General features: G+C 64.6%; 19 protein-coding genes and 1 pseudogene. 6 read left to right on the top strand and 14 right to left on the bottom strand.

Annotated features, from left to right (window positions below; all coding sequences use genetic code 11):
- Positions 1–30: 30 nt before the first annotated feature.
- Complete coding sequence (locus BW39_RS26270; protein WP_043825080.1) at positions 31–1,029, bottom strand: TRAP transporter substrate-binding protein; 999 nt, start codon at positions 1,027–1,029, stop codon at positions 31–33.
- A 266-nt stretch (positions 1,030–1,295) separates the two neighbouring features.
- Between BW39_RS26270 and BW39_RS26265 the strand changes: the two genes are divergently transcribed.
- Positions 1,296–2,528 carry a multidrug effflux MFS transporter gene (locus BW39_RS26265; protein WP_043825077.1) on the top strand — a complete coding sequence of 411 codons (1,233 nt, stop codon included), beginning with the start codon at positions 1,296–1,298 and terminating at the stop codon, positions 2,526–2,528.
- A 22-nt stretch (positions 2,529–2,550) separates the two neighbouring features.
- Here BW39_RS26265 and BW39_RS26260 read toward each other — a convergent pair.
- From BW39_RS26260 to orn, 3 genes and pseudogenes are all read right to left on the bottom strand, one after another.
- Positions 2,551–4,020: pseudogene (locus BW39_RS26260) on the bottom strand (diguanylate cyclase domain-containing protein).
- A 151-nt stretch (positions 4,021–4,171) separates the two neighbouring features.
- Positions 4,172–6,226 (bottom strand): DEAD/DEAH box helicase, encoded by a 2,055-nt coding sequence (locus tag BW39_RS26255; protein WP_043825076.1) that lies wholly within the window; start codon positions 6,224–6,226, stop codon positions 4,172–4,174.
- A gap of 324 nt (positions 6,227–6,550) precedes the next feature.
- Entirely contained in the window at positions 6,551–7,165 is a 615-nt protein-coding gene (orn, locus tag BW39_RS26250) for an oligoribonuclease (RefSeq protein WP_043825074.1), read from the bottom strand.
- Positions 7,166–7,195: 30 nt separating this feature from the next.
- On the opposite strand from orn, the gene BW39_RS26245 reads away from it, so the two are divergent.
- From BW39_RS26245 to rsgA, 3 genes are read left to right on the top strand one after another with little or no spacing between them, the layout of a single operon-like run.
- Entirely contained in the window at positions 7,196–8,497 is a 1,302-nt protein-coding gene (locus tag BW39_RS26245; protein ID WP_043782752.1) for a M48 family metallopeptidase, read from the top strand.
- Between the two features lie 16 nt (positions 8,498–8,513).
- On the top strand, positions 8,514–8,846 hold the full coding sequence (locus BW39_RS26240; protein ID WP_043825072.1) for a 4a-hydroxytetrahydrobiopterin dehydratase: 333 nt from the start codon (positions 8,514–8,516) through the stop codon (positions 8,844–8,846).
- 18 nt (positions 8,847–8,864) lie between these two features.
- On the top strand, positions 8,865–9,833 hold the full coding sequence (gene rsgA, locus BW39_RS26235; RefSeq protein ID WP_013800931.1) for a ribosome small subunit-dependent GTPase A: 969 nt from the start codon (positions 8,865–8,867) through the stop codon (positions 9,831–9,833).
- An 88-nt stretch (positions 9,834–9,921) separates the two neighbouring features.
- Here rsgA and BW39_RS26230 read toward each other — a convergent pair whose 3' ends face one another.
- From BW39_RS26230 to rpsP, 6 genes are all read right to left on the bottom strand, one after another.
- On the bottom strand, positions 9,922–10,911 hold the full coding sequence (locus tag BW39_RS26230) for a CobD/CbiB family protein (protein WP_034398910.1): 990 nt from the start codon (positions 10,909–10,911) through the stop codon (positions 9,922–9,924).
- 68 nt (positions 10,912–10,979) lie between these two features.
- Positions 10,980–11,708: a CoA pyrophosphatase gene (locus BW39_RS26225; protein ID WP_043825071.1), complete on the bottom strand. Its 729-nt coding sequence runs from the start codon at positions 11,706–11,708 to the stop codon at positions 10,980–10,982.
- A gap of 87 nt (positions 11,709–11,795) precedes the next feature.
- A complete protein-coding gene (gene rplS / locus BW39_RS26220; protein ID WP_013800930.1) occupies positions 11,796–12,176 on the bottom strand; it encodes a 50S ribosomal protein L19 in 381 nt (126 codons plus the stop codon).
- Positions 12,177–12,286: 110 nt separating this feature from the next.
- A complete protein-coding gene (trmD, locus tag BW39_RS26215) occupies positions 12,287–13,057 on the bottom strand; it encodes a tRNA (guanosine(37)-N1)-methyltransferase TrmD (protein WP_043825070.1) in 771 nt (256 codons plus the stop codon).
- Positions 13,058–13,069: 12 nt separating this feature from the next.
- Positions 13,070–13,639 carry a ribosome maturation factor RimM gene (gene rimM, locus BW39_RS26210; protein WP_043825068.1) on the bottom strand — a complete coding sequence of 190 codons (570 nt, stop codon included), beginning with the start codon at positions 13,637–13,639 and terminating at the stop codon, positions 13,070–13,072.
- 132 nt (positions 13,640–13,771) lie between these two features.
- Positions 13,772–14,026: a 30S ribosomal protein S16 gene (gene rpsP / locus BW39_RS26205; protein WP_012207143.1), complete on the bottom strand. Its 255-nt coding sequence runs from the start codon at positions 14,024–14,026 to the stop codon at positions 13,772–13,774.
- Between the two features lie 146 nt (positions 14,027–14,172).
- Here rpsP and BW39_RS26200 point away from each other — a divergent pair, with 146 nt between their 5' ends.
- Together BW39_RS26200 and BW39_RS26195 are read left to right on the top strand one after the other, a co-directional pair.
- Entirely contained in the window at positions 14,173–14,697 is a 525-nt protein-coding gene (locus BW39_RS26200; RefSeq protein ID WP_043825066.1) for a GNAT family N-acetyltransferase, read from the top strand.
- A gap of 7 nt (positions 14,698–14,704) precedes the next feature.
- Positions 14,705–15,211, top strand: coding sequence for a TM2 domain-containing protein (locus BW39_RS26195; protein ID WP_043825065.1), 507 nt, complete (start codon positions 14,705–14,707; stop codon positions 15,209–15,211).
- 90 nt (positions 15,212–15,301) lie between these two features.
- Here BW39_RS26195 and BW39_RS26190 read toward each other — a convergent pair whose 3' ends face one another.
- The 4 genes from BW39_RS26190 to BW39_RS26175 form a co-directional block, all read right to left on the bottom strand.
- A complete protein-coding gene (locus tag BW39_RS26190; RefSeq protein ID WP_012207146.1) occupies positions 15,302–16,312 on the bottom strand; it encodes an inorganic phosphate transporter in 1,011 nt (336 codons plus the stop codon).
- 22 nt (positions 16,313–16,334) lie between these two features.
- Positions 16,335–16,982, bottom strand: coding sequence for a DUF47 domain-containing protein (locus BW39_RS26185; protein ID WP_013800926.1), 648 nt, complete (start codon positions 16,980–16,982; stop codon positions 16,335–16,337).
- 142 nt (positions 16,983–17,124) lie between these two features.
- Positions 17,125–17,487 carry a DMT family protein gene (locus tag BW39_RS26180; protein ID WP_012207148.1) on the bottom strand — a complete coding sequence of 121 codons (363 nt, stop codon included), beginning with the start codon at positions 17,485–17,487 and terminating at the stop codon, positions 17,125–17,127.
- A 252-nt stretch (positions 17,488–17,739) separates the two neighbouring features.
- Positions 17,740–18,486 (bottom strand): ABC transporter ATP-binding protein, encoded by a 747-nt coding sequence (locus tag BW39_RS26175; RefSeq protein WP_012207149.1) that lies wholly within the window; start codon positions 18,484–18,486, stop codon positions 17,740–17,742.
- Positions 18,487–18,489 lie beyond the last annotated feature (3 nt).

Genomic DNA, 18,489 nt, shown 5'->3' with positions numbered 1-18,489 from the left:
CCTAGAACAAGGCACTCGGCGCGACAGCGCTCAGTGCCTTTTCTTGTTGTATTCCATCAGCACAGACATATTGCTGCTGCCAGCCTTGGCCACCCACTCCCGGCCAAAGCGCTCCCCCATCAAATCCAGCATGCGGCGCAGGTCCGCCGATGGCGCGGCCACGGACATCTTGTTGTCGACAAGAACCTTCTTGCCCAGCTCATCGGCCTGCTGGGCCAGCGCCCAGCCTTCTTTCTCGGCCAGCGCGGCGGCGCGGCTGATGGCCTGGCGTTCCGGCTCGGCAAAGCCCTTCCAGGCAAGTTCGCTGACGCACAACATGTTCTTGGGAATCCAGGCCTTGATGTCCAGAAACACCTTCATGGTCTTCCAAGCCTGGCTGTCGACGCCGGTGGCACTGGATGAAACCATGGCGTCAATACCGCCCTGCTCCAGCACCATGCCAAGATCACCGGCCGCGAGCACCACCGGCTGCGCTCCCCAGAGTTCCGCCAGCCGCTTGGTCGCATCGCTTTGCACACGCAGCCTGAGCCCCCTGAGATCCACGATGCTGTTGACCGGGCGCCGGCAGAACAGGCCCTGCGCCGGCCAAGGCACGGCGAACAGCAGGCGCACACCCTGCTGAGCCAGCAAAAACTCCTGCAGCACGGGACGGGTCAGTTGCCACAGGTGCGCAGCCTCGTCAAAGCCACGCACGATGAAAGGCAGCGAGTCCATGGCCAGCAGCGGATGGATATCCACATAGGACGACATGAGAACTTCGCCGAACTGGATTTCATTGCGCTTGAGTGCAGGAAGCACCTGCGCCATGGGCTTGAGCGCAGAGTTGGACACCACATCAATCTCCAGCGCCTGCTGGGTATCGGCACCCACGCGCGCCGCGAAGTTGCGCAGGTTCTGCGTGTGGAAGATGCCATCGCCATAGGCCGCCGACAGCTGAAGTCGGCGGCCCTTGGACCAGGCAGCGCCGGCGGTCAGTTGCAACGCAGCCGGGGCCAGACCCGATATCAACGTGCGGCGAGAAACAGTCATGAAAGATCCTTGGCGAAAGCGCCCAGAACCATGCCATCCCCCCCACGGCAGACCTGTGCATGCTGGCGCAAAAGATAAATTCTATCGATATTTACATCATTTAGATACAAACTATCGACCCATTCCATCGCCCAGGGCATTCGCCAAGCCATCCGTCACACCGGATTCCAGCCAAGCCGCTACAGTGTCACCCTGCCGCAGGCGCAAGGGCGCGCGGCCTTTTTCTGCGCCTGCGGTCTCCCGCAACGCACAACCGCCTCGCCTGCATGCCACAAAATGTTTCCCCGCTCTGGCAGGGCCCGCGCTGGGCCCTGGCCGTCCTGCTTGCCATCCTGGGCATGCTGGGGCCGTTCTCGATCGATACCTACATCCCCGCCTTCTCCGGCATCGCCCAGGCCCTGAACGCCACGCCGCTGCAGATGCAGCAGACGCTGTCGGCCTATCTGTTCGGCTTTGCCTTCATGAACCTTTTCCACGGCGCCATGGCCGACAGCTTTGGCCGCCGCCCCGTGGTGCTGTGGGGGCTGGCCGTATTCACGCTGGCATCGGCGGGCTGTGCGCTGTCGCAGAACATCACGCAGCTGGTGCTGTTTCGCGCGTTGCAGGGCCTGTCCACGGGTGCCGGCATCGTGGTGTCGCGCGCCGTGGTGCGCGACCTGTTTCCACCCGCCCAGGCCCAGCGCGTGATGGCGCAGATCACCATCTTCTTTGGCATCGCGCCAGCCCTGGCCCCTGTGATGGGCGGCTGGCTGTTCATACACCTGGGCTGGGCGGCAGTGTTCTGGTTTTTGACCCTGGTGGGCGTGCTGCTGTGGGGTATCAACTGGCGATTCCTGCCGGAATCCCTGCCACAGGCGCAGCGCCAGCCCTTCCGCTTCAAGCCTCTGATGCACGGCTACAAGGAGCTGTGCAGCGATCCGCGCTTTGTGCTGCTGGCCTTTGCCAGCGGCGTGCCGTTCAACGGCATGTTTCTGTATGTGCTGTCGGCGCCCGCCTTCCTGGGCGACCTGCTGCACCTGCAGCCGCAGCAGTTCTTCTGGTTCTTCGTGATCTCGATCTCGGGAATCATGGGCGGCGCATGGGTGAGCGGCCGTCTGGCCGGGCGCATTCCGCCCAAGCACCAGATCCGACATGGCTTTCTGATCATGTTCGTCGTGTCCATCGTCAACCTGGTCGCCAACCTGATCTGGCCCGCCCACGTGAGCTGGGCGCTGATTCCCGTGGGGGTGTTCGCCTTCGGCTGGGCCATGATGGTGCCCGTGGTCACGCTGCTGGTGCTGGACATCCACCCGGAGCGGCGCGGCCTGGCCTCATCGCTGCAGGCCGTGGTCGGCTCCACTGCCAACGGCATCGTGGCCGGCATGATTGCACCGCTGGTGATGCATTCGACCGTACTGCTGGCCCTGGGCTCGATCAGCATGATGCTGATCGGGCTGGCGTCCTGGATCTACCTGCACCACCGCTGGCCCGAAATCGGGCGGCACGCCTCGGAGACCTGACAGGCACTACAGTGCAAGACCGCTAAGCGCGGCCCGCGCGGCGGTCCAGCATTCTTTCCTTGTAGTAGCGCGCCTTTTCGGCATACATGGCCTGGTCGGCGCGCGAGACGGTGGCCTCGACCTGGCTGCCCGAATCGCAGCAGGCCACGCCCATGGACAGGCTGACCGCCTGGCCCGGATAGAACTGGTTGTTGAGCTCCAGCAGCGAGAGGATGCGCTCCTTGACCGCCTCGGCGCCGCGCTCGTCCGAAGCCGGCAAAAGCACCATGAATTAGTCGCCGCCTATGCGCGCCGCGCAGGCAGGCGCATCCACGGCCTTGGTCAGCACTTCGCCCACGCGGCGCAGCATGTCGTCGCCTGCGGCATGGCCATGCTCGTCATTGGCCTCCTTGAGGCCATTCATGTCGATGGCAATCACCGCCAGCGGCCAGGGACCCTTGCGTGCCAGGCGATTGAGTTCCTCGATATAGAAGGCGCGATTGCGCAACTGGGTCAGCACATCGTGCTTGCCCAGGTATTCGAGGTAGGCCTCAGCCTTCTTGCGCGCCGTGATGTCCACCAGCGACAGCAGCACCAGCCCCCAGTCATCGGCATGGCCATCGAGCACGGCCAGCTGCATGTGGATGTGCAGAGCGTCGCCTGACAGGGCGTAGTTCACCACTTCGCGGTGCTGCACGAGCTTGCCGCTCCAAAGGTCCTGCAACTGATCGGCAAAGGAGTCGATCATCTCGTCACGGAAGATGCGGCCCAGCCGGCTCAGCAGTTGCAGCTTGTCGGTGGCGCCGAACATGCGCAGCGTCTGGCGGTTCACGTCCACGACGCGAATCTCCTGCATGCAGCGCGAGACGAATTCCGGGTGCACCTTGAGGAAGGTGGCGAAGTCGCTGATGCCCTGGGCGCGCACATCGTCGAGCAGGCGCTTGATGGCGCTGAAATCCTCGACCCACAGCGACACGGGCGAGTACTCGAACAGGTCGCGCGAGTACTGTTCGCTGCGGTGCAGCTGGCGCGCGCTGCGCATCTCGGCCGTCACATCTTCCAGCGACACCAGCACGCAGTCCCAAAGCGCTTCATGACCGGGCAGGATGCGGCCACGGATCTGCACATCGAGCCGTCGCCCGTCCAGCGTGTAGTTGGCGGTGCGGTTGGCAAAGCTCAGAGAGCCTTGCCACAGATCCTCCAGCTCGCAGGCCAGACCCGCGTGCATGTCATCGCGGAACACCTGGCCCAGGCTGGCAAGAAAGGTCTGCTGATCACTGGCGCCAAACAGGTCCAGCGTGCGCTGGTTGACGCGCACCACCTTGAGCGCCGCGCTGCACTGCTGCAGCGCCTGAGGGTGGGCCAGGAAATGCGCCTGCAGATCGGTCACGCCCTGTGCACGCCACTGGTCGAGCAGCCGCTTGAGCGCGCTGTAGTCCTCCAGCCATAGCGAGACGGGGGCCAGTTCGAACATGTGTTCAAAATCCACACTGGACGCGATCAAAGACTCCACAGGGCACCTCCGCGCCGCGATTATGGCAGTCACAGAGCCCGCCAGACAGCAGGTTCTGCACCATCAAGGACAGGCCGCACCACGCGAGGACGCAGATGGCCGAAAAAAAACCGGCCCCGAAGGGCCGGTCTGCATGCAATGCCGAGATCGATCAGCGCACGACGCGCTTGCGATCACCGCCCTGGGGCGAGTAAGGCTTGGGAGCGCTCTTGCCGAAGGCAGGACGGCGCTCGCCGCCGCCGAAGCCGCCACGGGATTCGCCACCGCCAAAGCCGCGCGACTCACCGGATGCACCACGGAAGCCGCCTTCGCGGGGAGCGCCATCACGGCGATCGCCGCCACGCGGAGCGCCACGGTCGCCGCTGAAGCCACGGCCTTCACCGCCACGGCCAAAGCCGCCTTCGCGCGGGGCCTGGCTGTAGCCGCCTTCACGCGGAGCCTGGCTATAGCCGCCTTCACGCTGACCTTGGCCCTGGCCGAAGCCGCCTTCGCGCTGGCCACCACCAAAGCCACCGAAGCCAGCCTTGCGGCCATAGCCTTCGGAATCACGGCGTGCGCCGAAGCCACGATCGCCACCGCGATCACCGAAGCTGCGCTCGCGATCGCCGCCAAAGCCACGATCACCACCGAAACCGCCACGGCCACCGCCGCCGGCACCGCGACGATCGCCGCCACGGCTTTCAAAACCACCGCCGCCACGACGGCCGCCACGGCCTTCGTTGCTGCTGGGTGCGCGCTGTGCAGGTTCCAGGCCAGGAATCACTTCGGCCTTGAATTGCTGGCGGCTGTAGGCCTCGATATCGAAAATGCGACGACGGTCACGGAATTCCGCGAACGTGACGGCCACACCTTCGCGACCGGCACGGCCCGTGCGGCCGATACGGTGGGTGTAGTCCTCTGCCTTCATGGGCAGGCCGTAGTTGAAGACGTGGGTGATGGTGGGCACGTCAATGCCGCGTGCCGCCACATCGGTAGCCACCAGCACCTGCACCTGACCGCTGCGCAGCGCCATCAGGCGGCGGTTGCGCAGGCCCTGGCTCAGAGCGCCGTGCAGTGCCACGGCGGAGAAGCCGTCTTGCTGCAGGTCATTGGCCAGACCGTCGCACTCGACCTGGGTCGATGCGAAAACGATGGCCTGGTTGATCGTGGTGTCGCGCAGCCAGTGGTCCAGCAGCTTGCGCTTGTGCTGGGAGTTGTCGGCCCAGAACAGCACTTGCTTGATGCTGGCGTGCTTTTCCTGAGGCGTGTCGATGGTGACCTTCTTCACGCCGGAGCCGCCGTCATGCATCACGCGCATGGCCAGTTGCTGGATGCGGGGCGCGAAGGTGGCGCTGAACATCATGGTCTGCTTGCGCTGTGCCGTCAGGTCGTTGACTTCGGCCAGGTCATCCGAGAAGCCCAGGTCCAGCATGCGGTCGGCTTCGTCCACCACCAGGAACTGAACCTGGTCGAGCTTGATCTGCATCGAGCGCTGCAGGTCCAGCAGACGGCCGGGAGTGGCCACCACGAGGTTGGCGTTCTGCAGCTTGGCGATCTGCAGCTGGTAGGGCATGCCGCCCACCACGTTGGCGATGCGGATGCCGCGGCAGTGCTTGACCAGCTCGATGGCGTCATGCGCCACCTGCTGTGCCAGCTCGCGCGTGGGGCACAGGATCAGGGCGCCGGGAACGGCTGCCTTGAAGTTGCGGGGATTCGTGGGGTCCTTGCGCTTGTTGCGCTTGGGCGTGGGCTGGCCGCTGGCCGTTGCTTCGGCGCACTGGCGGTCATATTCGGCGCGGATGGCGGCTTCTTCGTCAGCCTTTTGCTGGATCAGCGTGTGCAGCACGGGCAGCAGGAAGGCAGCGGTCTTGCCCGAGCCGGTCTGGCTGGACACCATCAGGTCGATGAAGGCCTGGTCATCGCTGCCCATGGCCAGGGGAATGGCTTGCGCCTGCACGGCCGTGGGCTGGGTGTAGCCCAGATCGGCAACGGCACGGACCAGTTCTTCAGCCAGGCCCAGCTCGATGAAGGCATTGGGCAGTTCGGGGGCTGCTTCAACAGCCTCGGCGCCTTCGGTGATTTCCACGACTTCGGCGGCGGCCAGGGATTCGGCGGCCTGCTCGGCGCTGGCAACGGCGGCGTTCAGCACGGAAGATGCTTCAGCGGCGGAAGCAAAAGAGGAATCGGCAGCGGCAATGATGCCCTGCTCTTGAGAGATATCGTTCATGAATGGCTCTAACGAAAAGCACGCGCAGTCAGCGATCTGGCACGCTTTTCTCGACGGTTGGGTCAACATCCACCGTCAGACTTAACCGGCCCTTCGCAAAAGGGCGGATGGGCATTTTCGGCTGGTCCGAAACCGGTGGTCCCGCCATCCATGAAATCCTTCATGGTGGTCTATGGACACCGACCACAGACACACAGCGCAGGGGCCCTTGTGTGATGGAGATGTGCAAATTGCCCCTTGTTGATGGGGGCAAGCTGTAGATTGTCGCACTCCCCGGGTTTTCCCGCAAGCCCCTGTCATAAAAAATGGCCGGGGCCGCCAGATTCAGACGTTCAGCAGGCGCGCGCGATAGTGCGCCAGCTCATCGATGGACTCGTGCACATCGGCCAGTGCCGTGTGGCGCTGGGCCTTCTTGAAGGAGGCGTAGGCGTCGGGCTTCCAGCGCCTGGCCAGTTCCTTGAGGGTGCTGACATCGACATTGCGGTAGTGGAAGAAGTTGTTGAGCTTGGGCATGTAGCGCTCCATGAAGCGCCTGTCCTGCCCGATGCTGTTGCCGCACAGCGGGGCCTTGGCCTTGGGAACGTACTGCGAGAGGAACTTGATCAGCGCAGCCTCCGCATCGGCCTCGCTGGTGGTCGATGCCTTGACGCGATCGATCAGGCCGCTCCTGCCATGCGTGCCCTTGTTCCAGGCATCCATGCCATCGAGCAGCGCATCTGCCTGATGGATGGCAAATACCGGCCCTTCGATGCGAATGGCCAAGTCCGGGCTGGTGACGACCACGGCGATCTCGATGATGCGATCGGTATCGGGCTGCAGCCCGGTCATCTCGCAGTCGAGCCAGACGAGGTTGAGATCGGATTTGGCCAGGGTGATGGACGTGCCGGGTTCGGCGGGGACGGGAATGCAAGCGCTGGCGGCTTCGGAGGCTTCGGACATGGCCCAAATTGTCGCCTACACTGCGGCCACATGGCCTTCAACCCCGATTTTTCCTCGACGCTGTCCCTGCTGTTTGCCGCAGCCGTGCTGGCCCAGTGGCTGCTGCGCGCCTGGCTGGCCTCGCGCCAGGTCCGCCATGTGGCCCGCCATCGGGCCGAGGTGCCTGAGGCCTTTGCGCAACGCATCAGCCTCGCGGCCCATCAAAAGGCCGCCGACTACACGCTGGCCAAGGCCCGCATCGCACTGATCGAGATGACGCTGGGCGCCGTGGTGCTGCTCGCATGGACGCTGCTGGGCGGGCTCGATGCGCTCAACCAGTGGCTGCTGGAACTGATGGGCGCCGGCCTGTGGCAGCAACTGGCACTGCTGGCCGGCTTTGCCCTGATCTCCGGGCTGGTGGAGCTGCCGCTGTCGCTCTACCAGACCTTTGTGCTGGAGCAGCGCTTTGGATTCAACCAGATGACGCTGCGGCTGTGGCTGACCGATGCCATCAAGTCCACCGCCATGGGCGCGGCCATCGGCCTTCCCCTGGCGGCCCTGATCCTGTGGCTCATGGGCTCGGCCGGCGACCTGTGGTGGCTGTGGGCCTGGGCCGTGTGGACGGCGTTCAACTTGCTGCTGATGTGGATCTTTCCGACCTTCATCGCACCGCTGTTCAACAAGTTCGAACCGCTGGCCGAAGGCACGCTCAAGGAGCGCGTGAGCGCGCTGATGCAGCGCTGCGGCTTCACGGCCAAAGGCCTGTTCGTGATGGATGGCAGCCGCCGCTCGGCCCATGCCAATGCCTATTTCACGGGCTTCGGCCATTCCAAGCGCGTGGTTTTCTTCGACACCTTGCTCAAGCAGCTCGACGCCGACGAGGTGGAGGCCGTGCTCGCGCACGAGCTGGGCCACTTCAAGCACCGCCACATCCTCAAGCGCATGCTGCTGATGTTCGCCGCCAGCCTGGCCGGCTTCGCACTGCTGGGCTGGCTGTCGCAGCAGCTGTGGTTCTACCTGGGCCTGGGCGTGCGCCCGGGTCTGGACCTTGCGCTGGGCCATGGCGGGATAGGCGCCGGCAACGAGGCCGTGGCACTGCTGCTGTTCCTGCTGGCCGTGCCGGTGTTCAGTTTCTTTGTCACCCCGCTGTTCTCGGCCCTGTCGCGCCGCGACGAGTTCGAAGCCGATGCCTATGCCATGCAACAGGCCAGCGGCGCCCATCTGGCCTCGGCACTGCTCAAGCTGTACGAGGACAATGCTTCAACGCTCACGCCCGATCCCTGGTACGTGGGCTTTTACTACTCGCATCCGCCCGCCCTCGCCCGGCTGGCGCGCATGCCTTCTCCGACCTGACCCTTTCACATCCACCATGAGCACACAACGCTTGCAACAACAGGACTGGTCCACTCAGCAGCGCCGCGCGCTGACGCCGGACGAATTGCGCACCGCACTGGCGGCCCTGCCGGGCTGGCAGCTCGATGGCGATGCCATCGCCAAGAGCTACGCCTTTGCCAATTACTACGAGACCATGGCCTTCGTGAACGCGCTGGCCCTGATCGCCCACCAGCAGGACCACCACCCCGACCTCACCGTGAGCTACGGCTGTTGCGGTGTGCGCCTGAACACGCATGACGTGAACGGCATCTCGTCCACCGACATCGAGTGCGCCCGGCGCATCGATGCGCTGCTGGAGCGTCCATGAATCCCACCCCGGCATCCCATGGCTGAGCGCTCCGCATTGCGAGAAGGCCTGGTCGTCTCCAGCCATGGCCGCCACTGCGTGGTCGAGACCGAAGAAGGCGCACGCCACATCTGCCATCCGCGCGGCAAGAAGAGCCAGACCGTGGTCGGCGACCGCGTGCGCTGGCAATTGCCACCCGCCGGCCAGGGCGAGGAAGGCACCATAGAGAAGGTGCTGGAACGGCGCAACCTGTTCTACCGCCAGGACGAAATACGCACCAAGTCCTTTGCGGCCAACATCGACCAGGTGCTGATCCTGATCGCGGCCGAGCCGGTGTTCTCCGAAAGCCAGCTGGCCCGTGCCCTCATCACCGCCGAAGCCACCCACATCAAGCCCCTGATCGCCCTGAACAAGCGTGACCTGGCCGAGCCCTTCGCCGATGCCTGGGAGCGCCTGAAGCCCTATCGCGAGATGTACCTGGGCCAGGAAACGCCGCACTACGAGGTGCTGTCGCTGTCGCTGGCCAACGAAGGCGAGGCCGACCGGCAGTTGCTGATGCAACACCTCAAGGGCAAGGCCACCTTGGTCCTGGGACCCTCCGGCTCGGGCAAAAGCACCTTGATCAACCTGCTGGTGCCCGGCGCACGCGCGGCCACCAACGAGATCTCGCAGGCGCTGAACTCCGGCAAGCACACGACCACCACGACCAGCTGGTACTGGATGGACGAAGAGCGCACCACGGCGCTGATCGACTCACCGGGCTTCCAGGAATTCGGCCTGCGCCACATAGAGCCCACGGACCTGCCCCGCTGCATGCCCGACATCGGCGCCCATGCGCAGGAATGCAAGTTCTACAACTGCACCCACCTGCACGAGCCGGGATGCGCCGTCATGCCGCGCGTGGAAGACGAGGAAACCGGAATGGATGCCGACCACGACATCAGCGCCAACCGCTACTACATCTACGCCGAGCTGTTCGATGAATTGAGCCAGGCGCAGAAGTACTGACCTCCTCAAAACAACGACCCGGCTGCATCAGGAAGGGCGGGCTGCTGCCTGGCAAGACAGGCAGGGCTCGCCTTCTGCGGCGCAGCGATCAGCCCAGCAAACGCGCCAGCGACAGCAGGGCCAGCAGCAGCAGCCAGACCACGACCGAACGCCAGACCAGGCCGACCACGCTGCGCAGATGGCCGATCTCGGGCTCGCGGCCCGGCGTGGCTTCGCTGTCCACATCGAGATCGATCTCCTCGCCGTCGTCGCGGGTCACCGAGATGCCTTCGCGGCGCTTGAGCGCCTCGCCGCCCAGGCGCACGTTGATGGCACCCGAGGTGGCGGCCAGGATCACGCCATCGTTGTCGTTGGGAAAGCGCTGGGCATGGAAGCGCCAGCCTTCGATGGCTTCCTCGAAGCTGCCGACCACGGCAAAGGACAGCGCCGTCAACCGTGCAGGCAACCAGTCGATCACGGTCCAGGCCAGCCGGGAGGTGTGCTGCAACTGGGGACTGACCTGGGTGCCGCCCACCAGGCCTTTGCGCGACCAGGAGCGCGAAAGGTGCTCGGTCATGCGGTAGAACACGGCGCCGAGCGGGCCCAGCCCCAGCGCTGCCAGCGCAGAGAACCAGAACAGAACGCCAAACACATGGCGATGCGCGGCCAGCACCGAGTACTCGATCACATGGCGCACGACCTCGCTGCGCGGCACCTCGCTGGCATCGACCTGCTGCCAGTGAGCCAGCGCCTCGCGCGCGGCATACTCATCGCCTGCATCCAGCGCATCGCGGATGCGTGTGAAGTGGTGGCTGAACTGGCGAAAGCCCAGCGTCACATAGAGCACGGCCACATTCCAGACCATGGCCAGCGGCCAGCCCACGCCCCACAGCAGCAGCAGATAGATGCCCGTCACCAACACGCAGGGCAATGCCACCGCCACGGTCCAGGCCAGCCAGCCATGGTGTGCCTGGCCGGCATCGAAGTTGCGGCGCACCGAAACCGTCCAGGCTCTGTAGCCTGTGTGCACGAGATTGGCCGGCGTCAACGGGCGCGCCTGCTCGATCAGCAAGGCGATCAGAATGGCAAAGAAACTCATCCGGCCATCATACTGGCGCATGCAGACAGGTCAGTGACCCCGGGGTGGCACGGCCCGCGATCCGGGCATCAGGCCGACAGGAATCGGTAAAGATTTCGCAGCATGCCGGCCGTGGCGCCCCAGATGTAGCGCTGGCGATCACCATCCTGGTAGGGCATTGCAAACCATTCACGCGGCACGCCGTTCCAGACCATGGAGTGGCGCTCATGGTTGGCAGGATCGAGCAGGAAGGCCAGCGGCACCTCGAACACATCCGCCACTTCGTAGGGATTGGGATTGAGGTGCGCCCGGGGATCGACCAGGGCCACCACCGGCGTGATCAGGAAGGCCGTGCCCGTGATGTAGATGGGCAGCGTGCCCAGCACTTGCACATCGCTGGCGGCCAGTCCGACTTCCTCATGCGCCTCGCGCAGGGCCGTGGCCTGGGCAGAGGCATCCTCCGGATCGCGCTTGCCACCCGGAAATGCCACCTGCCCCGAATGCGTGGACAGGTGGGCCGTGCGCTCGGTCAGCAGCACCGTGGGTTCGGGGCGCAGCACGATGGGCACGAGCACGGCGGCATCGGTGGGCTGGCGATCGCTGAAGCGTTTCTCGCGCACCACCTCGGGAGCCCACTGGGGCGGCAGCGCAAAGCGCTGGCGCAGGGCCTCGGGCGTGCGGGCCTCGGGGGGCACGGCAGGCAGGTGGCTGTCCTTGCCAATCAGTTGCGCCATGCGCGGGTCGGCGATCGACGGCACGGCTGCGGGCACTGGCCCGCCGGTCGGCACGGGAATGGCGGTATCGGGCAGAGAGGACACGAATGAAGGCTTGTGATGGGAAACGGCCGGACAACAAAAAAGCCGCTACAGGCGACTGTAGCGGCTTTCCAGCTGTGACGCAGGTGCTTAGGCTTCGGCAGAAACCTTGACACGCGACGGCAGCTTTTCCTTGATGCGGGCCGACTTGCCGCTGCGCTCGCGCAGGTAGTACAGCTTGGCACGACGCACATCACCGCGACGCTTGACTTCGATGCCGGCGATCAGGGGCGAGTAGGTCTGGAACGTACGCTCCACGCCTTCACCGCTGGAGATCTTGCGCACGGTGAAGCCGCTGTTCAGGCCACGGTTGCGCTTGGCGATCACCACGCCTTCGTAAGCCTGCACGCGCTTGCGGCTGCCTTCGACCACGTTCACGCTCACGATGACGGTGTCACCGGGGGCGAACTGGGGGATGGTCTTGTTCAGACGGGCGATTTCCTCTTGCTCGAGGATCTGGATCAGATTCATGGTCAACATCCAATCGATCTTGTCCGCGCCAGGATTGGCAAGCGCCGGGATTGGCGCCATGGCTGCTTTGTTCGTAGCAGCGGCCGGATAGAGGATCGAAGAATCGCGGATTATAGCCCGGAGACGTTTTTTGCCAAAAACCCCTCGTCCTTGGCGTTGAGCAGGCCCTGGGCGCGCGCCTGCTCTATCAGCTCGGGCCGGTGCCTGGCCGTGATGGACAGGCGCTGGTCGCGCCGCCAGCGCTCGATCTGCGCGTGGTGGCCGGACAACAGTGGCGCCGGCACTTCCCGCCCTTCCCAGACTTCGGGACGGGTGTAGTGCGGGCAATCGAGCAGGCCGTCGAGCGCCGGATTGAAGCTGTCCTGCTGGAAACTGCCTTCGTCATTGAGCACGCCGGGCTGCAGCCGTGCGACGGCATCCAGCAGGGCCATGGCAGCGATCTCGCCGCCAGACAGCACGAAGTCGCCCAGGCTCAACTGGTGCGTGACATGGGTATCGATGAAGCGCTGGTCCAGGCCCTCGTAGCGGCCGCACAGCAAGATTGCGCCCTGCCCCTGCGCCCAGTCGGCCACCACGGCATGGCGCAGTGTGGTGCCGATCGGCGAGAACAGCACCACGGGAGCCGGCTCGGGCTCGCCGGCCTCGCGGCGCGCCTGCTGCGCCGTCTCAAGGCAGCGCCGCAGCGGCTCGGCCATCATCACCATGCCCGGACCGCCGCCAAAGGGGCGATCGTCCACGCGCCGGTAGTTGCCCTGGGCATGGTCGCGCGGATTCCACAGGTGCACGCCGACCTGGCCCGAGGCATAAGCACGGCGCGTGACGCCGCTTTCAAGAAACGGCGTGAACAGCTCAGGGAACAGCGTGATGATGTCGAAGCGCATGGAGGTCGGCGATCAATAGTCGGGCTGCCAGTCGGCAACGATGGTCTTGCCCTGCAGATCCACCTTGTCCACATAGGCATCGACAAAGGGAATCATGCGCTCGCGCTCCTTGCCATCCTCTTCATAGGCCAGCACCAGCACGGTCTGCGGGCCGGTGGACAGCAGGTCGCGGACGACGCCCAGGGCCACACCCTCGCGGTTGACCACGGACAGGCCCAGCAGATCGACCCAGTAATACTCGCCATCTTCGGGCTGCGGGAAATCGCTGCGCGCCACGAAGATGCGCGCGCCACGCAGGGCCTCGGCGGTATTGCGGTCGTTCACGACAGGCGATGTGGCGACGACGGAATCGGAGTGGACGCGCGCCTGCTTGACCGGCAGCAGCACGGTTCCGGTGAACTGCCGCGCACCCTTCTCGGGGGGCTGCAGATACCACTGCTTTGCGGTGAACAGGGCCTCGGGGTCGGCACTGAAGGCGGCCACCTTGAACCAGCCCTTGATGCCCCAGGCATCGGCGATGCGCCCGACCTCCACGGCATCGGCGGGCAGGACGCTGGCTTCGAGTTCAGGCATGTGGCTCATGGCAGTCGGTAGGCAGTAGATGGACAGTCGATGCAGATCGTTGCAGATCCGTGCAAGGCGATCCGGAAGGGAAAACAAAAACGGGCTCCGTCAGACAAGCCAACGGAACCCGATTTCAGAAGGGATGCTGAATTAGGCAGCAGTCTTCTGGGTGGCCTGCTTGATCAGGCGCTCTGCGGTCTCGGAAGCCTGCGCGCCAACGCCCTTCCAGTAGTTCACGCGGTCCAGAGCAACGCGCAGACCCTCTTCGCCGCCACGGGCGTTGGGGTTGTAGAAGCCCAGGCGTTCGATGAACGAACCATCGCGGCGCACGCGCTTGTCGGCGGCAACGATGTTGTAGAACGGACGGGCCTTGGAACCGCCGCGAGAGAGTCGAATGACGACCATGATTTTCCTTCGGGTGGGCGCAGCCACCACACAATTAACTAGACAATGAATGGCTGCACATGTTTTGCGGCGTTTGAGACACGCGACATGGCCACCCGGCCAGCGACACGCCGTAAAACCAGCGATTATATCCAACTTCCCTTTCCATGCCTACCATTCGCTCAAGCCTGGACGGCGATCTCGCCGCCATCACCTCCATTTACCGCCACCACGTGCTGCACGGCACGGGCACATTCGAGACCGATCCCCCTGTCGAATCGGACATGGCCACGCGCCGCGCGGACGTGCTGGCCAAGGGCCTGCCCTATCTGGTCGCCGTGGACGAACAGGGCCAGGTGCTGGGCTTTGCCTACGCCAACTGGTTCAAGCCGCGCCCGGCCTATCGCTTCTCCGCCGAGGATTCCATCTACGTGCATGACGCGGCGCGCGGCCAGGGCGTGGGCCGACTGCTGCTCGATGCGCTGTCGCGCGAATGCGAGGCGGCCGGCGTGCGCAAGCTGCTGGCGGTGATCGGCGACTCGGCCAATGCCGGCTCCATCGGCGTGCACCGCGCCGCGGGCTTCACCCCGGCGGGCACGCTGAGCTCCATGGGATGGAAGTTCGGCCGCTGGCTGGACATCGTTCTCATGGAGAAGACCCTGGGAGACGGCAACCGCAGTTCGCCCGAATAATGGGCGCATGAACCGACCCAGCACGCCATTGCCTCAGCCCGCTCAAGCACAGCAGGGGGCTGCGCGCTCCAAAAGCAAGACCCTGGCGACCTGGCTGGCCTTTGTCGGCGGGCCGCTGGGGCTGCACCGCTTCTATCTGCATGGCTTCCGCGACTGGCTGGGCTGGCTGCTGCCCGTGCCCACGGCGCTGGGCGTGTACGGCATCGAACGCGTCCAGCAACTGGGACAGGACGACCAGCTCAGCTGGCTGCTGATTCCACTGCTGGGCTTCACCATCGCCGGCTGCGCGCTGCGCGCCATCCTCTACGGGCTGACCGACACCGAAGCCTGGAACCGGCGCCACAACCCCGGCATTGACGTGCAGGCGCAGGCCGGGCGCACGGGCTGGCCCACCATCTTTGCCATTGCGCTGTCCCTGATGCTGGGCGCCGCCGTGCTCATGGCCAGCATTGCCTACAGCTTCCAGCATTACTTCGAGCACCAGGTGGAGGAAGCGCGCAAGATTTCGCAGTGAAGTTTTCGCTGTGGTGCGCCAGCGCGTGCCTCCGCCCAAAAAGAAAGACCGCCAATGGCGGTCTTTCTTTTTGGAGGCACTTGCCTTGGCTCAGTACAGCTGGAGACTGATCCAGTAGGCAATGGAAGCCACGAAGGCGCTAGCAGGAATCGTCAGCACCCAGGCCCAGACGATGTTGCCTGCCACGCCCCAGCGCACGGCGCTGGCACGCTGGGTGGAGCCCACGCCGACGATGGCGCCCGTGATGGTGTGCGTGGTCGAGACCGGCACGCCCAGGAAGGTCGCGAAGAACAGCGTCAGCGCGCCACCGCTTTCGGCGCAAAAGCCTCCCACGGGCTTGAGCTTGGTGATCTTCTGGCCCATGGTCTTGACGATGCGCCATCCGCCGAACATGGTGCCCAGGCCGATGGCCAGGTAGCAGCTGACGATGGTCCACAGCGGCGGCTCCGCGTCGCCGGCATTGGCATAGCCGGTGGCGATCAGCAGCAGCCAGATGATGCCGATGGTCTTTTGCGCATCATTGCCGCCATGGCCCAGGCTGTAGGCGCCGGCGGAGACCAGCTGCAGCCGGCGGAACCAGCGGTCCACCCGGTTGGGAGCGGCGCGGCGGCAGATCCAGGCCACTAGCACCATCATCAGCGAGCCCAGCAGGTAGCCCAGCAGCGGCGAGACGAAGATGAAGGCCACGGTCTTCCAGATGCCGCTGGCGATCAGTGCGCCCGCGCCAGCCTTGGCGATCACGGCGCCCACGATGCCGCCGATCAGCGCATGCGAGGAGCTGCTGGGGATGCCGTAGTGCCAGGTGATCACGTTCCAGGCAATGGCGCCGACCAGGGCGCCGAAGACCACGTGCGTGTCCACGATGCCGGGCTGGACGATCCCCTTGCCCACGGTGGCCGCCACGCTGAGGTGGAAGACAAAGACCGCCACCACGTTGAAGAAGGCCGCGAAGGCCACGGCCTGCGTGGGCTTGAGCACGCCCGTGGAGACCACGGTGGCGATCGAGTTGGCAGCATCGTGGAAGCCGTTCATGAAGTCGAACAGCAAGGCCAGCACCACCAGCAGGATCACGACCCACAGGGCCGCTTGTACGGATTCCATAACGAAACGACTCCGCGAGGGCTCAGGAATTCTCGAGGACGATGCCCTCGATCAGGTTGGCCACGTCCTCGCAGCGGTCGGTCACCGTCTCCAGCAGCTCGTAGATGGCCTTGAGCTTGATGACTTCGCGCACATCGGGCTCTTCGCGGAACAGCTTGCTCATGGCCGAGCGCATCACGCGGTCGGCGTCCGATTCGAGGCGGTCGATTTCCTCGCAGGTCTTCATCGCCGCGTCCACCACCGATGGATCGGAGATGCGCGACAGCAGCTTGACCGCATCGCGCAGCCGCTCGCAGCAGCGCACGCACAGGTCGGTCAGGCGCGTGATCTCATCCGTCATGTGGCGCACGTCGTACAGCGCCATGGTCTCGGCCGAGTCCTGGATCAGGTCGGCCACGTCGTCCATGGTGTTGATCAGCGAGTGGATCTGCTCGCGGTCCAGCGGCGTGATGAAGGTCTTGTGCAGCGCCTTGGTGACGTCATGCGTCACGCGGTCGGCGGCACGCTCGGCGTTGTTCACGTCCTCGTTGTACTTCTCGCGAAGATGAGGATCGTTGTAGTTGGCGACAAGCTGCGAGAAGGCATGCGCGGCATCGACGATGCGGTCGGCATGCTGGTTGAACATCTCGAAGAAATTGCCTTCGCGTGGCAATAGTTTGCCAAAAAGCATGAATGCTCCTTACCGGGAAAAGTGGGAACCAGGCGACTCACTGCGTCACATTGCGGATGCTTGGCATGGCTTCCCGGCTTGAACGGGGCGAAGTGTACTCTTGAGTCCCAAGCGCGTTTTTGCGCGCCGGCGCGCCGCCTTGTCAGCCGCTGCGAAAAATAAAATACACCGCGCCCACCATGCACAGGCCGGCCCAGAGGAAGTCCCATTTGAGGGGCTGGTTCAGGTAGAGCACGGCAAAAGGCGCGAACACCGACAGCGTGATCACCTCCTGGATGATCTTGAGCTGCGCCACACTGAACTGCGTGTGGCCTATGCGGTTGGCGGGCACCTGCAGCAGGTACTCGAACAGCGCAATGCCCCAGCTGACAAGGGCTGCCACGTACCAGGGCGACGAGGCGTGGTTCTTCAGGTGCCCATACCAGGCAAACGTCATGAAGACATTGCTCATGGCCAGCAGGACCACGGTCTGCAGCCCGACGGGGATGTGTTGGAGCCAGTTCATGTGAGGTGCGCCCGGGTGCTGGAAGGCCTGAATTATCGCGCCCGCAGCGCCAGAAGCCGGTTTTTCGATTGCTTTCCAAAAATTGCTTTTTTGCGCGAATTTTCTTGAAAAACCTGCTTCATCGCACAGATACGCAACATCCCGCATCGATGGGCATTCGATGAATCTTCATCAAATCGTCATATTTTTGCCATATCCCGTCGATGGCACGGGACATTCCAGCAACCTCTGCGCAGGCGGCTGCCCCGGAGTTCACTCGCCCAGGTAGGCGGCCCGCACGCGCGGATCGCTGAGCAGGGTCTGGCCTGGCCCGGTCATGGTGATCAGGCCGGACTCCATCACATAGCCGCGATCGGCCAGCGCCAGCGCACGGCTGGCGTTCTGCTCGACCAGCACCAGCGTCACGCCCAGCGCATGCACATCGCGCACCACCTCGAAGATCTTGTCCACCATGATGGGCGACAGGCCCATGGAGGGCTCGTCCAGCAGCAGCACCTTGGGCTGGCTCATCAGCGCGCGCGCCATGGCCAGCATCTGCTGCTCGCCACCCGACATGGTGCCGGCCAGCTGGTCGCGGCGCTCCTTCAGGCGCGGGAAGATGCCGAACATGCGCTCGATGTCGGCGGCAATGCCGGCCTTGTCGTTGCGCGTGTAGGCGCCCATGAGCAGGTTCTCGGTGATGGTCATGCGCGCGAACACGCCGCGCCCCTCCGGCACCATGACCAGGCCCTGGGCCACCAGATCCCAGGCGCCCACGTTGCGGATGCTGCGGCCCAGGTAGTGCACGTCGCCATCCGCCATCTGCAGGCTGCGCGTGACGGCCTTCATGGTCGTGGTCTTGCCCGCACCGTTGGAGCCGATCAGCGAGACCAGCTCGCCCTGGCGGACCTCGAAGTCCACGCCCTTGACGGCCTGTATGCCGCCATAGGCCACCTTCAGTCCCTGGACCTTCAACAGCACCGGCGCGGACACGCCCTTGTCTTGCACTTGCTCACCCATGGT

Source organism: Delftia sp. RIT313, from assembly GCF_000632165.1.
GTDB lineage: Bacteria > Pseudomonadota > Gammaproteobacteria > Burkholderiales > Burkholderiaceae_C > Comamonas > Comamonas acidovorans.
The sequence above is the reverse complement of the archived record's forward strand: the minus strand, read 5'-3'. Positions and strand labels throughout refer to the sequence as shown.

Excerpts from the sequence above, each read along its gene's own strand:
- BW39_RS26270 (WP_043825080.1), bottom strand. The coding sequence starts at position 1,029 with ATGACTGTTTCTCGCCGCACGTTGATATCGGGTCTGGCCCCGGCTGCG.
- BW39_RS26175 (WP_012207149.1), bottom strand. The coding sequence starts at position 18,486 with ATGGGTGAGCAAGTGCAAGACAAGGGCGTGTCCGCGCCGGTGCTGTTG.
- BW39_RS26195 (WP_043825065.1), top strand. The coding sequence starts at position 14,705 with ATGAACCGACCCAGCACGCCATTGCCTCAGCCCGCTCAAGCACAGCAG.
- rsgA (WP_013800931.1), top strand. The coding sequence starts at position 8,865 with ATGGCTGAGCGCTCCGCATTGCGAGAAGGCCTGGTCGTCTCCAGCCAT.
- rpsP (WP_012207143.1), bottom strand. The coding sequence starts at position 14,026 with ATGGTCGTCATTCGACTCTCTCGCGGCGGTTCCAAGGCCCGTCCGTTC.
- BW39_RS26190 (WP_012207146.1), bottom strand. The coding sequence starts at position 16,312 with ATGGAATCCGTACAAGCGGCCCTGTGGGTCGTGATCCTGCTGGTGGTG.
- BW39_RS26180 (WP_012207148.1), bottom strand. The coding sequence starts at position 17,487 with ATGAACTGGCTCCAACACATCCCCGTCGGGCTGCAGACCGTGGTCCTG.
- BW39_RS26230 (WP_034398910.1), bottom strand. The coding sequence starts at position 10,911 with ATGAGTTTCTTTGCCATTCTGATCGCCTTGCTGATCGAGCAGGCGCGC.
- trmD (WP_043825070.1), bottom strand. The coding sequence starts at position 13,057 with ATGCGCTTCGACATCATCACGCTGTTCCCTGAGCTGTTCACGCCGTTT.
- rplS (WP_013800930.1), bottom strand. The coding sequence starts at position 12,176 with ATGAATCTGATCCAGATCCTCGAGCAAGAGGAAATCGCCCGTCTGAAC.
- BW39_RS26255 (WP_043825076.1), bottom strand. The coding sequence starts at position 6,226 with ATGAACGATATCTCTCAAGAGCAGGGCATCATTGCCGCTGCCGATTCC.
- orn (WP_043825074.1), bottom strand. The coding sequence starts at position 7,165 with ATGTCCGAAGCCTCCGAAGCCGCCAGCGCTTGCATTCCCGTCCCCGCC.
- BW39_RS26245 (WP_043782752.1), top strand. The coding sequence starts at position 7,196 with ATGGCCTTCAACCCCGATTTTTCCTCGACGCTGTCCCTGCTGTTTGCC.
- BW39_RS26200 (WP_043825066.1), top strand. The coding sequence starts at position 14,173 with ATGCCTACCATTCGCTCAAGCCTGGACGGCGATCTCGCCGCCATCACC.
- BW39_RS26240 (WP_043825072.1), top strand. The coding sequence starts at position 8,514 with ATGAGCACACAACGCTTGCAACAACAGGACTGGTCCACTCAGCAGCGC.
- BW39_RS26185 (WP_013800926.1), bottom strand. The coding sequence starts at position 16,982 with ATGCTTTTTGGCAAACTATTGCCACGCGAAGGCAATTTCTTCGAGATG.
- rimM (WP_043825068.1), bottom strand. The coding sequence starts at position 13,639 with ATGAGCCACATGCCTGAACTCGAAGCCAGCGTCCTGCCCGCCGATGCC.
- BW39_RS26265 (WP_043825077.1), top strand. The coding sequence starts at position 1,296 with ATGCCACAAAATGTTTCCCCGCTCTGGCAGGGCCCGCGCTGGGCCCTG.